At 33.3% G+C, this 13,564-nt stretch carries 10 protein-coding genes; 6 read left to right on the top strand and 4 right to left on the bottom strand.

Annotation, left to right across the window (positions count from 1 at the left end):
- Positions 1-13: 13 nt before the first annotated feature.
- The 5 genes from ilvB to B8963_RS07200 all read left to right on the top strand — a co-directional run bounded on the left by ilvB (position 14) and on the right by B8963_RS07200 (position 6,935).
- A complete protein-coding gene (ilvB, locus tag B8963_RS07220) occupies positions 14-1,753 on the top strand; it encodes a biosynthetic-type acetolactate synthase large subunit (RefSeq protein WP_084060791.1) in 1,740 nt (579 codons plus the stop codon).
- 48 nt (positions 1,754-1,801) lie between these two features.
- On the top strand, positions 1,802-2,329 hold the full coding sequence (gene ilvN, locus B8963_RS07215) for an acetolactate synthase small subunit (RefSeq protein WP_084060790.1): 528 nt from the start codon (positions 1,802-1,804) through the stop codon (positions 2,327-2,329).
- A 26-nt stretch (positions 2,330-2,355) separates the two neighbouring features.
- Positions 2,356-3,831, top strand: coding sequence for a ketol-acid reductoisomerase (gene ilvC, locus B8963_RS07210; protein ID WP_084060789.1), 1,476 nt, complete (start codon positions 2,356-2,358; stop codon positions 3,829-3,831).
- A gap of 105 nt (positions 3,832-3,936) precedes the next feature.
- Positions 3,937-5,529 (top strand): NADP-dependent glyceraldehyde-3-phosphate dehydrogenase, encoded by a 1,593-nt coding sequence (locus B8963_RS07205; protein ID WP_084060788.1) that lies wholly within the window; start codon positions 3,937-3,939, stop codon positions 5,527-5,529.
- 203 nt (positions 5,530-5,732) lie between these two features.
- Positions 5,733-6,935 (top strand): MFS transporter, encoded by a 1,203-nt coding sequence (locus B8963_RS07200; protein WP_084060787.1) that lies wholly within the window; start codon positions 5,733-5,735, stop codon positions 6,933-6,935.
- 30 nt (positions 6,936-6,965) lie between these two features.
- Here B8963_RS07200 and B8963_RS07195 read toward each other — a convergent pair whose 3' ends face one another.
- Positions 6,966-7,562, bottom strand: a complete 597-nt coding sequence (locus B8963_RS07195) for a TetR/AcrR family transcriptional regulator (protein ID WP_084060786.1) — start codon at positions 7,560-7,562, stop codon at positions 6,966-6,968.
- A 126-nt stretch (positions 7,563-7,688) separates the two neighbouring features.
- Complete coding sequence (clpB, locus tag B8963_RS07190) at positions 7,689-10,286, bottom strand: ATP-dependent chaperone ClpB (protein ID WP_084060785.1); 2,598 nt, start codon at positions 10,284-10,286, stop codon at positions 7,689-7,691.
- Between the two features lie 165 nt (positions 10,287-10,451).
- Here clpB and ytxJ point away from each other — a divergent pair, with 165 nt between their 5' ends.
- A complete protein-coding gene (gene ytxJ / locus B8963_RS07185; protein ID WP_084060784.1) occupies positions 10,452-10,847 on the top strand; it encodes a bacillithiol system redox-active protein YtxJ in 396 nt (131 codons plus the stop codon).
- A gap of 68 nt (positions 10,848-10,915) precedes the next feature.
- On the opposite strand, the gene B8963_RS07180 is transcribed toward ytxJ, so the two are convergent.
- Together B8963_RS07180 and fahA are read right to left on the bottom strand one after the other, a co-directional pair.
- Positions 10,916-12,100 carry a hypothetical protein gene (locus tag B8963_RS07180; RefSeq protein WP_084060783.1) on the bottom strand — a complete coding sequence of 395 codons (1,185 nt, stop codon included), beginning with the start codon at positions 12,098-12,100 and terminating at the stop codon, positions 10,916-10,918.
- A gap of 111 nt (positions 12,101-12,211) precedes the next feature.
- Positions 12,212-13,504, bottom strand: coding sequence for a fumarylacetoacetase (gene fahA / locus B8963_RS07175; protein ID WP_084060782.1), 1,293 nt, complete (start codon positions 13,502-13,504; stop codon positions 12,212-12,214).
- Between the last annotated feature and the right edge of the window lie 60 nt (positions 13,505-13,564).

Here is a 13,564-nt window from a genome sequence, read left to right as displayed (position 1 = left end):
CAATACCAAGAGAATGAATACAAATACAATAAAAGAGAAAAAAACAAAGGAAGGGAATGCTACTAGTATAAAAATTACTGGGGCAGAAGCTATAATTCATTGTTTACTAGAAGAGGGTGTTGATTTAATTTATGGATATCCAGGTGGAGCAATTATGCCTGTTTATGATGAATTATATAAATTTCAAGATAAACTTACCCATATATTAACACGCCATGAACAAGGTGCAACCCACGCTGCTCAGGGGTATGCCAGAGTATCAGGGAAAGTGGGTGTCGCCATTGCAACGTCTGGGCCTGGAGCAACAAATTTAGTAACAGGTTTGGCTGACGCGCAAATAGATTCTACACCTATGGTTTGTATTACAGGACAAGTTGGTAGTCATTTATTAGGTTCTGATGCATTCCAAGAAACGGATATTGTTGGAATTTCTACACCCGTTACCAAATGGAATTATCAAATTACAAAAGCATCTGAGATACCAGAAATATTAGCCAAGGCTTTTTATATTGCAAGATCTGGAAGACCTGGTCCCGTTTTAATAGATATTACTAAAGATGCACAATTTGATAGCATTGATTTTTCATATAAAAAATGTACTGGAGTACGCAGTTACAATCCAGTTCCAAAACCAGATCAAAAAGCAATTGATGCTGCTGCAGAATTAATTAATGCTGCTAAAAAGCCAATGATTGTTTTTGGTCAAGGGGTAATATTGGGTCAAGCAGAAGCCGAATTAAAAGCGCTAGTAGAATTATCTGGCATACCAGCTGCATGGACCATACTAGGTTTGTCAGCTATGGATACGGACCATCCATTAAATGTAGGTATGGTGGGTATGCATGGAAATTACGGGCCTAATGTATTAACCAATGAATGCGATTTATTAATTGCGATTGGAATGCGTTTTGATGATCGTGTAACTGGAAATCTACAGACTTACGCTAAACAAGCAAAGATTATTCATTTTGAGATAGATCCTGCTGAAGTAAATAAAAATGTAAAGTGTGATGTAGCAGTTTTAGGAAATTCTAAAGAAACCTTACAATTACTATTACCATTAATTCAGAAAAATTCTCACGTAGCTTGGCATAACGAGTTTAAGATGAAGTATGACATTGAATATAATGAGGTAATTAAGAACGATCTACACCCAACAAAGGATGGCTTAACCATGGCAGAAGTAATTGAAGAAATCAATATTGCTTCCAATAATAGCGCAATCATTGTTACAGATGTAGGACAGCATCAAATGATTGCATGTAGATACGCAAAATTCAATCAATCTAAAAGTAATGTTACTTCTGGAGGTTTAGGAACAATGGGCTTTGCTTTACCAGCTGCAATTGGTGCTAAAATGGGAGCAATGGATAGAGAGGTTGTTGCTATTATTGGTGATGGTGGTTACCAGATGACCATTCAGGAATTAGGCGTTATTTTTCAACACAAATTACCTGTTAAAATTGTGGTTCTAAATAATGATCATTTAGGTATGGTGCGTCAATGGCAAGAGTTATTTTTTGAACGTAGATATGCTTCAACGGTTATGGTGAATCCCGATTTTGTGAAAATTGCAGAAGGCTATCATATCAATGCAAAACGTGTAAGTGAACGTAAAGACTTAAAAGCAACTATTCAAGATATGATTGCATCAAAAGATGCTTATTTCCTAGAAGTTAAAGTAGAAAAAGAAGACAACGTTTTTCCAATGATTCCAACAGGAGCATCGGTTTCAGATATCAGATTAAAATAATTTTAATAATAATTCCCTTTTTTATCGGATTAGGGTTTGTGCATAGTAATGGAGAAAAAGTGGTTTACAATATCAATCTATTCTGAAAATAACGTTGGGTTATTAAACAGAATTTCGGGCATATTTTTAAAGAGACATATCAATATTGAGAGTTTAAACGTATCAAAATCTGAAATTGAAAACGTTTCAAAATTTATTGTAGTTGTTTTTTGTGAAGAGGAAATAGCACGCAAAATTGTTGGGCAAATAGAAAAGCAAATAGAGGTAATAAAAGCGTTTTATCATTTAGATGACGAAACCATTTATCAAGAATCCGTTTTATTCAAAATAGCTTCAAGTTTACTTTTTGATGAACGTCAAATTCAAAACATTATAAAAGATAATAACGCTACAATTGTTACGGTGTCAAGAGAGTTTTTTGTAATCGCAAAAACAGGAAGAAAACACGAAATAGATGAAATGTATATGCAGTTACTGCCATTTGGCATTATGCAATTTGTACGTTCAGGGAGAATAGCAATCACAAAAACAGAGATGCCTATCTCAGCATTATTGGCAAAATTTCAAAAATCATAATAAATTAAAATAAACGAGTTTAGAAAATGGCAAATTATTTCAATACACTATCATTAAGAGAAAAACTAACTCAGTTAGGAAAATGTAGGTTCATGGAAACTAGTGAGTTTACAGATGGTGTAACCGCCTTAAATGGTAAAAAAATTGTTATTGTTGGTTGTGGAGCACAAGGTTTAAATCAAGGATTAAACATGCGCGATTCAGGTTTAGATATTTCATATACTTTACGTGATGCTGCTATTAAAGAACAAAGACAATCTTATAAAAATGCAAAAGAAAACGGGTTTAATGTTGGCTCTTATGAAGAATTAATTCCTTCTGCAGATTTAGTTATCAACCTTACTCCAGATAAACAACATACCAGTGTTATCAAGGCTATTATGCCTTTAATGAAAAAAGGAGCAACTTTGTCTTATTCTCACGGTTTTAATATTGTAGAAGAAGGCACCAAAATTAGAGAAGATATTACCGTAATAATGGTAGCTCCAAAATGTCCAGGATCTGAAGTGCGTGAAGAGTACAAAAGAGGATTTGGCGTACCAACCTTAATAGCTGTGCACCCAGATAACGATCCGCAAGGTAAAGGCTTTGCAGAGGCTAAAGCTTATGCAGTAGCTACTGGAGGAGATAGAGCAGGTGTATTAGAATCATCATTTGTTGCAGAAGTAAAATCAGATTTAATGGGAGAACAAACAATATTATGTGGTTTGTTACAAACAGGATCTATTTTATGTTTTGATAAAATGATTGAAAAAGGGATCGATGCAGGTTATGCCTCTAGATTAATACAATATGGATGGGAAACAGTTACAGAAGGACTAAAATATGGTGGAATTACACATATGATGGATCGTTTGTCTAATCCTGCTAAAATAAAAGCATTTGAACTTTCTGAGGAATTAAAAGAAATTATGCGTCCATTATTCCAAAAACATATGGATGATATCATAGAAGGTGAATTTTCTAAAACAATGATGGAAGATTGGGCTAATGATGATAAAAATTTACTTACTTGGAGAGCTGCAACAGGAGAAACTGCTTTTGAAAAAACTCCAGCGGGTAACGATAAGATTTCTGAACAAGAATTTTATGACAATGGAGTGTTAATGGTAGCTATGGTTAGAGCAGGAGTAGAGCTTGCTTTTGAAGCTATGACCGATTCTGGAATAATTGCTGAATCTGCCTACTACGAGTCATTACACGAAACTCCATTAATAGCAAACACCATTGCACGTAAAAAATTATTCGAAATGAATCGTGTAATTTCTGATACCGCAGAATATGGTTGTTATTTATTTGATCATGCGTGTAAGCCTTTGTTAAAAAATTTCATGAAAAAAATTGATACAGATGTTATTGGTAAAAAATATGGTGAAGGCAAAGGTAATGGGGTTGATAATGCTAAATTAATTAGAGTAAACAAGGCTTTAAGAACACATCCAGTAGAAATTGTTGGCGCTAGACTTAGAGCTTCAATGACAGCAATGAAACCAATCGTATAGATTTTATTTCACAAAAAAATGTGATTATAGTATTTTACACATATTTAATAGGAAAGAATTTAGTACTGTAATTTTCTTTCCTATTTTTATTTTAATTCTAAGATTATGGGCAAAAATAATATATCAATTCCGAAAGAATTTCAAATTACCAATACTATAGAGCAAAAAAGCTATTTAGTAGATGGTGAACTTAAGATCTGGGAGGGAGCTACCACAAAAGTATATTCAACCATCTCGTCTACAGATGAATACAAGCCAACTTTTTTAGGAAGTATTCCAGACATGGGCGAAGAAGAAGCATTAGATGCTTTGGATGCTGCTTTAAAAGCTTATGGTAGAGGTCAAGGTGTTTGGCCTACTATGCATGTGAAAGATCGTATAGATTGTATGGAGGCTTTTGTTGAAAAGATGAAAACAAAGCGTGATGAAATTGTAAAATTATTAATGTGGGAAATAGGTAAATCATTACCTGATTCGCAAAAGGAATTTGATAGAACGGTAGAATATATTTACGATACTATTGAAGATTACAAGCAATTGGATCGGAATGCCGCTAAATTCCAGAAACATGATGGCGTATATGCGCATGTTAAACGTGGTCCACTTGGTGTGGTATTGTGTTTAGGGCCTTACAATTATCCTTTAAATGAAACTTTTGCTTTATTAATCCCTGCTATTATTATGGGGAATACAGCCATTTTTAAGCCTGCAAAACATGGTGTATTACTTATAACACCTTTATTAGAGGCTTTTCAAAGTTGTTTTCCAAAAGGTGTAATTAATATTTTATTTGGTAGAGGTAGAGCAGTGGCTGCACCAATAATGAAAACCGGAAAAGTAGACGTACTTGCCCTTATTGGAAATAGCAAATCTGCCAATGCATTACAGAATCAACATCCAAAAAGTAATAGATTACGTTTGGTTCTAGGTTTAGAAGCTAAAAATCCTGCTATAATTCTTCCGGATGCTAATTTAGATTTAACTATAGAAGAATGTTTGGCTGGAACTTTATCTTTTAACGGTCAAAGATGTACCGCCTTAAAAGTTGTTTATGTTCATGAAGCTATAGCTGAAGAATTCAATAAACGCTTTGCCAAAAGAGTGGATGAATTAAAATTTGGAAATCCATGGGAGGAGGGTGTAAAATTAACACCATTACCTGAGACTGATAAGCCTGCATATATTCAAGAACTTATTGACGATGCTAAATCTAAAGGCGCTAAAATATTAAATAAAAAAGGTGGTCAACACTCCGATAATTACATTTGGCCAGCAGTTTTATATCCTGTTTCTAAAGATATGCGCGTATATCAAGAAGAACAATTTGGGCCTATAATTCCTGTGGTAACTTTTAAAAATATTGAAGAACCACTAGATGACATGGCAGAATCTAACTATGGACAGCAAGTAAGTCTTTTTGGTAAAGATGTATATGCATTGGCTCCGTTGATTGATACATTGGTAAATTTAGTTTGTCGCGTTAATTTAAATAGTTCTTGTCAACGAGGACCAGATGTGTATCCTTTCACAGGTAGAAAAGATTCTGCGCAAGCAACACTTAGTGTACACGATGCTTTGCGATCATTCTCTATACGAACATTTGTAGCATTTAAGGATAATGATTTGAATACTGAAATTATTGAGCAATTATTAGATGCTAAGCTATCAAACTTTGTAAGTACAGATTATATTTTGTAGTCTAATAAATTAAAAATAACATGTATATCCCCCAGAGTAATTTTATTCTGGGGGATATTTTATTTAGAACACTTGGGAACATAAAACATATAATCTGGTTAATTATCCATATATATTAACAAATAAGTCTTTCTAAATTTGCCTTTTAATTATTAGATAATCGAGATATCTCATCTTTAAGATATCATTTTAATTATAGGATTATGAAAATAAGAAAAACACATAAGAAAGCGCTAATAGCATTAGCCATAGGTGGTTTTGGTATTGGCATGACAGAATTTGTAATTATGGGAATTTTACCAGATGTTGCAAATAGCTTAAAAATTACTATTCCACAAGCGGGACATTTTATTGCGGCCTATGCTTTAGGCGTAGTTATAGGTGCTCCTTTGTTAACTAGTTTAGGGAATAAATTACCAGCAAATAAAATGTTATTAGGCTTAATGATCTGGTTTACAATATTTAATACCTTATCAGCTTTTGCAACAAGTTATTCAAGTTTATTACTATTTAGATTTTTATCAGGATTACCTCATGGTGCTTTTTTTGGTATTGGTGCCGTTGTTGCTGGTAAGCTAGCTGCCCCTGGAAAATCGGCATCGGCGATTGCTACTATGTTTGCTGGGCTTACTATTGCCAATGTAATTGGAGTTCCACTGAGCACTTATTTAGGACATGAATTTAGTTGGAAAATCTCCTTCTTACTTGTTGGTATAGTTGGAATTGCGGCATTATTGAGTGTATACTTTTGGATGCCTATGTTTCCAAAAACTCCACAATCTAATATTAAAAAAGATTTTCAAATTTTTAAAAAAGCAGAACTTTGGGTATTGATATTGCTAACAACAATTGGTACAGGTGGCTTTTTTGCATGGTACAGTTATATTGCCCCATTATTAACTAATATTATCGGATATCCAGAAAGTATGGTGGGTTACGCAATGATTCTTGCAGGTTTAGGAATGGTGGTTGGTAACTTTTTAGGAGCAAAAATGGCTGAAAAACTTAAACCGCTAAACGCTGTGGTTCTGAGTTTAGGGATGATGGTCTTGGCTTTGCTCGCAAATACCATAGTTGCAACACATCCTATTGGAATATTGGTCTTAACCTTTATTATAGGAATTATTTCTTTTACGGTTGCAACACCAATACAAATGGCAATTATAAAAGCCTCTGAAGGTTCAGAAATGTTAGGTTCAAGTATGAATCAGAGTGCATTTAACATGGGCAATGCATCTGGGGCATATTTAGCAGGCATACCTATTGCTATGGGTTTTGAGATTACAGCTGCAAGTTATGTTGGAGCAGCATTAGCAGGTATGGGAATACTTATTGCCTTAGGTATTATTGTAAATAAAAATAGTGATGATATTAAAATAAAAATAAGACGCTTAGCTCTAAAATAGAAACCAATTTTAGTATCTTTTGAATGTATTTTATTTTTTAATTTCTTTTGTTATTAATTGATCTAAATAGGCAATGGTATTCAATAAATACTTGCGATCATCGGTTATTGTAGCCATTGCAACCGCTCCCTGAATCATTGTAAACATTTGTTTGGCAAACTGCAAAGGAGTAACAGGTAATCTAATTTCTCCTTGGTTTACGCCGTTTTCCAGTACAAGAGCTATTTTGCCTTCAATGTGTTTGGTGACTTCTTTAGCTGCTGCTGATAATAATTTGTTATTGTTCTTAGCGTCTACACCAACATTTAATACAGGGCAGCCACCTGTTTTTTGAGTGAACTCATCATAATGACGGTAAAAATTTGTGATACTAAAAAGTTTATCTAATGCAGTACCTGAAACTCCTAATTTTTCATCTATAGCATCTAATAATAAGGTGCTGTTGTATTGAAACGCCGCTAAAGCAAGCGCCTCTTTATTTTCAAAATTCCCGTATAGGGCACCTTTTGTAAGGCCGGTTGCATCTGTTAAATCACTCATACTAGTGCCAACATAACCCAATTTATTAAAAATTGGAGCAACGGTTTCTACGATAAATGCAGTGGTTCTTTCGGCTTTTGAAATCATAGAAAAACTATTTTATACGAATATAAAAAAATTTATATACTGTAAGGTATGTTTAAGGTCATAAAAAAAACATCCTTTTCAAAATATATCAAAAGGATGTTTTAATTTTAATTTTTAATCAATATTTCAAACCATTTCAGCCTGATTTCTAAATACTAGCTTATCATCAAACGAGTCGATTAACACAACACTATCTGTAGTTATTGCACCGCTTAATATTTCTTTAGAAAGCGTATTTAATACCTCTCGCTGAATAACTCTTTTAATAGGTCTTGCTCCATATTGTGGATCATATCCTTTTTCCGCCAAGTATTTAATGCTTTCAGGTGTTGCATCAATTGTGATATTCTGTTTAGCCAACATCTTTTTTAACTGATCTAATTGCAAACTCACAATTTTCACAATATTATTTTTAGTTAATGGCGTAAACATGATTATGTCATCAATACGGTTTAAAAATTCTGGGCGTATAGTTTTCCGTAATAAACCTAATACATCAACTTTAGCGGCTTCCATGGCACTATGAATATCCTTAACATTTTCAAATTGTTCTTGAATAATATGGCTTCCCATATTGCTAGTCATTATGATAATAGTGTTTTTAAAATCGGCCACTCTTCCCTTATTATCGGTTAGTCTACCTTCATCTAATACTTGTAATAATACATTAAATGTATCTGGATGCGCTTTTTCTATTTCATCGAGCAATACTACTGAGTAAGGTCTGCGTCTTACAGCTTCAGTTAATTGTCCGCCTTCATCATAACCAACATATCCTGGAGGTGCTCCTACTAAACGACTTACAGAATGGCGCTCTTGATATTCACTCATATCTATTCGTGTCATAGCATTTTCATCATCAAACAGGTAGCTTGCAAGCGTTTTTGCTAGTTCTGTTTTTCCCACACCTGTTGTTCCTAAAAATAAGAAAGAACCAATAGGCCGTTTAGAATCTTGTAAACCAGCTCTACTTCGTCTAATAGCATCAGATACTGCCTCAATTGCTTCTTCTTGACCAACTACACGTTTATGTAAAACATCTTCTAACTGCAAAAGTTTTTCACGTTCGCTTTGTAGCATTTTTGTCACTGGAATACCTGTCCATTTTGCAACAACTTGAGCAATATCTTCGCTTGTTACCTCTTCTTTAATCATTGTATCGCCTTGCTGTTGCTCGTCCAAAACATGTTGCAAGCTCTCAAGTTTTTCCTGCGCTTCTTTTATTTTTCCATAACGCAATTCCGCAACTTTACCATAATCACCGTTCCGCTCCGCACGTTCCGCTTCTAATTTAAAATCCTCAATATCTTGCTTTGTCTTTTGAATATCGTCTACAACATTTTTCTCACTTTCCCATTTTGCAAAAATTTCATTTCGTTCTTCTTTAAGATTCGCAAGGTCTAAGTTTAAAGCCTTTAATTTAGTGTGATCGTTTTCACGTTTAATTGCTTCAACTTCGATTTCTAATTGCATTATTTTACGATCAAGCACATCTAATTCTTCTGGTTTAGAATTGATTTCCATACGGAGCTTAGAGGCCGCTTCATCCATTAAATCAATTGCCTTATCTGGTAAAAAACGATTAGTTATATAACGCTGTGATAACTCTACTGCTGAGATTACCGCTTCATCTTTAATACGCACTTTGTGGTGTGCTTCATATTTTTCTTTTATTCCTCTTAAGATAGAAATAGCACTCTCTGTGTCGGGTTCATCAACAACAATTTTCTGAAACCTACGCTCTAATGCTTTATCTTTTTCAAAATATTTCTGGTATTCATCTAGGGTAGTAGCACCTATAGCACGTAATTCTCCTCTAGCCAAGGCAGGCTTTAAAATATTAGCGGCATCCATTGCTCCATCGCCACCACCAGCACCTACAAGCGTATGAATTTCATCAATAAATAATACAATATTACCATCTGAAGTAGTTACCTCTTTAATAACCGATTTTAAACGTTCTTCAAACTCACCTTTATACTTCGCTCCAGCAATTAAGGCCCCCATATCTAAGGAATAAATTACTTTGTCCTTTAAATTTTCTGGCACATCACCCTGTACAATTCTGTGTGCTAATCCTTCTGCAATTGCTGTTTTACCAACGCCTGGTTCTCCTACCAACATTGGATTGTTTTTGGTACGTCTTGATAAAATTTGCAATACCCTTCTTATTTCTTCGTCTCGGCCAATAACGGGATCCAATTTGCCCTTATCTGCCATTTCATTAAGGTTTTTTGCATATTTATTCAAGGCATTGTACGTGTCTTCAGCCCCTTGAGAAGTAACTTTTCCGCCTTTACGTAATTCCTGAATTGCAGAAATAAAGTTTTTTTCAGTTACACCTTGGTCTTTGAGAATTTGTGCTATTTTACTTTTAGAATTAAAAATAGCTAATAAAAGATGCTCTATTGAAACATATTCATCTTCCATTTTTTTAGCAATACTGGTGGCCTCATTCAATGTTTTTCCTGCCTCGCGTGAAAAAACAAGATCACCTCCAGAAACTTTAGGTAAGCTTTCTAGTTGTTTGTCAATTACTTGAAATAATATAGCTGTATTTACATTCAGTTTTTTTAGAATAAATGGAGTTACATTTTCATCAACCTGATTAATAGCTTTAAATATATGCTCGTTTTCAATTTGTTGATGACCCATTTCTTGTGCAAGTTGCTGCGCTAACTGTACTGCTTCTTGCGATTTGGTAGTAAAATTATTTATATTCATATATTTTTTATTTACGTTATTGTTTACTTTTGGTAAGTTATTGTCAATTATCTTACCAAGATATGATTAATGTCATTTTGACGCTTTTTGATAGTATTTTAACGACATAACGGCAGGTTGTAAGTTTTTTAAAACCGTACGACTGACTATAAAATTATAAGAAATATGGGAATATTTAGTGGGCTATTTGGGAATAAAAGTGACGAGCCAAAAAATGAAAAAGAAGCCTTACCATGGATTAATTTAACAAGTTTAGATCAATTAGAAGAAATTGTATTGAAATCTAAAACTAAGCCTCAGTTTATTTTTAAACATTCTACTACTTGTGGTATTAGTCGAATGGTTTTAAACACTTTTAAGAGTACTTATAAATTAAACAAAGAGGAAGCAGATTTGTATTATTTAGATTTGCATAACTTTAGAGAGGTATCTAATGAAACAGGGTATAAGTTCCAAGTTATGCATCAATCTCCTCAGTTATTAATTATTAAAAATGGTGTGGCTGTAGCTAATGCATCACATGGTAGTATAAATGAAATAGATGTAGCGAAATTTATCTAGACTACAGAAAACAAAAAAGTCATCAAGTTTGTATTAGCTTGATGACTTTTTTTATACCTATAATTTATTTAATTAAACTGTTGTCGGGTAACAATACCTTTTAGTTTGTTTTTTAAATCCTCTCCCGCATCATATACCATTTCTTCATTAGTAGGGAAGGGGACAGCGGCTAAACTTAATAGGGAAATTAAATCATTATCTAATGCTAATTTATCCCCATTATATTTGGCATAAACATGCTCAAAAACAAACTCACTGGCCAATGGATACGAATTTATTTGTTGTTTTGTTTTTAAATCTGTAAAACTTACTTGACCGGTTACTTGAGCAGCCTTAAACTGAGTGAATTGATAAAAATCGCATTTTACAGTTTTAAATTTATCTATCTTTATTTTATTTCCAAGACTGTCTTTTACTTGGTTTCCATTACGATCTAAAGCATAAGTAAATCCATCTTTCACCTGTTTTTCTTTACTAATTTGTTTTTCTTTTATTTGCTCTGGAGTAATGTTTATATCTTTAAAAATAACATTCATTTCATAATCGTAATTCATGTTATTATCTTGTACTGTATGGTATTCTGTCCATAAATTATTTAATCCGTAGGTATTAAAATTTAATAACTCTTCCTCAAGTCTAACAGGAATAATTTGCTCTGTATCATTATAAAGATTTACACTTACATAATCTAAACCTTTAGCATGAGCTTCTTGAATTTTATTACGAGTATCCTTATAGCCTGGATTTATTTTTTCTAAATAATTAAGATCATTATATGCTTTTCTATAATCTTCTTTTTGCAAAGCATTAGATAGTAACATACTTGCATTAGAATACAAATAATCTGATAATTGAATTTTTGAAGCAATTATTTTAGAGTCGTAATCCTTAAAATTAAATTTAGCATCTCTATTTTCTTCATAAATAGGAAGCGGCAATAACGGCGCTATGCGATCTTCAATTTGTTTTAAATTGATATAGCTGTTATATATTTCTTCATAGTTAGCAGGATTGCCACTTTTTTGAAGAAAAGCAATTTGCTTTAATTCCCGTTCCGTATTTTTTTTGAAAGCTTCTTCTAACAAAATTACATAGGCTTGATTACCTTTTTTTGTTTTGTTATCTACAAGATTAGCTATAGCTTTATGAATAGCATTATTATAATCTCCCGAATTTAGGGCTTCTTGGGTTTTTTTTACACCACCACAGGATATAAATAAACCAATTCCGATTGCAAGTAAAAATTTCTTCATAATAAATTATTTACGGGTTTCATTTAGCTATTTTCAATAGCCGTGCCATAATTTATTTAGAAACGCTTTTTTTTAAACTAATAGTATAATCTTTACTAAAAATTACGTGAATTACTTTTTTGCTTTTGGTTGAAATACAGGAAGTAATTTGGTTGAAACTTCACCAAAACCAATTCTTATTCCATTTTTATTACAAAATCCACGCATTACAACGGTATCATTATCTTCTATAAAAGTTCTCGTGGTACCATCATTTAATTGCACTGGGTTTTTTCCTCCCCAACTAAGTTCTAGCATAGAACCATAAGAATCTGGAGTAGGGCCAGATATTGTTCCACTACCCATCAAATCGCCACTATTTACATTACAACCATTTATAGTATGGTGTGCCAATTGTTGTGACATTGTCCAATACATATATTTAAAGTTAGATTTAGTAACAGTTGTAGCAACACTATCCTCAGGGATAATATCTACCTCTAAGTGAATATCATAAGTTTTTTTGCCTTGATGTTGTAAATATGGCAATGGAGTAGGGCTCTGCTTAGGGCTTTCTACTTTAAAAGGTTGTAGCGCATCCATTGTTACAATCCATGGTGACATAGATGATGCAAAGTTTTTAGCTAAAAACGGCCCCAAAGGAACATATTCCCATTTTTGAATATCTCGAGCGCTCCAATCATTAAACAATACCATTCCAAAAATATAATCTTCTGCTTCTTCAACAGGAATAGGCTCTCCTAAAACATTAGCATCGGTAGTGATAAAGCCCATTTCTAGCTCAAAATCGACCAATTTTGACGGTCCGAATACAGGTGCCGTTGCACCATTAGGCATTGTCTGGCCCATTGGTCTTCTAATAGGCGTTCCACTGGTTACTATTGACGAACTTCTACCGTGGTAGCCCACTGGAATATGAAGCCAATTTGGTAATAAAGCATTATTTGGATCTCTAAACATTGAACCTACATTTGTTGCATGTTCTTTACTAGAATAGAAATCAGTATAATCACCAATTTGCACAGGTAATTGCATTTCAATTTCGTCCATTGTAAAAAGGACTACTTTTCTATGCTCAATATTATCCCTTAAGATAGGATTAGTTTCATCAAAAATTTCAGAAATTCGATTACGTACTAATCGCCATGTTTTTTTTCCATCAGAAATGAAATCATTTAAGGTATCTTGAAGAAAAATATCATCTGTTAAAGGAATTTCATTAAAATAGCCTAATTGGTGTAAAGCGCCTAAATCAATCGCATGATCTCCTATTCGTGTACCAATTGTTATTACATCATCTCTAGTTAAAAAAACACCAAAGGGAATATTTTGAATAGGAAAATCTGAATCTTCGGATACAGAAATCCATGTTTTTTTACTAGGATCGTTAGTTTTTAAAGGCATATTTAAATTGTTAATTGCTGTTTAATAAGTTCTGCAATCAAATATATTATTTTCTTCCAA

Source organism: Cellulophaga tyrosinoxydans (assembly GCF_900176415.1).
GTDB classification, from domain to species: domain Bacteria; phylum Bacteroidota; class Bacteroidia; order Flavobacteriales; family Flavobacteriaceae; genus Cellulophaga; species Cellulophaga tyrosinoxydans.
This window is presented reverse-complemented; position numbering and strand designations above follow the sequence as displayed.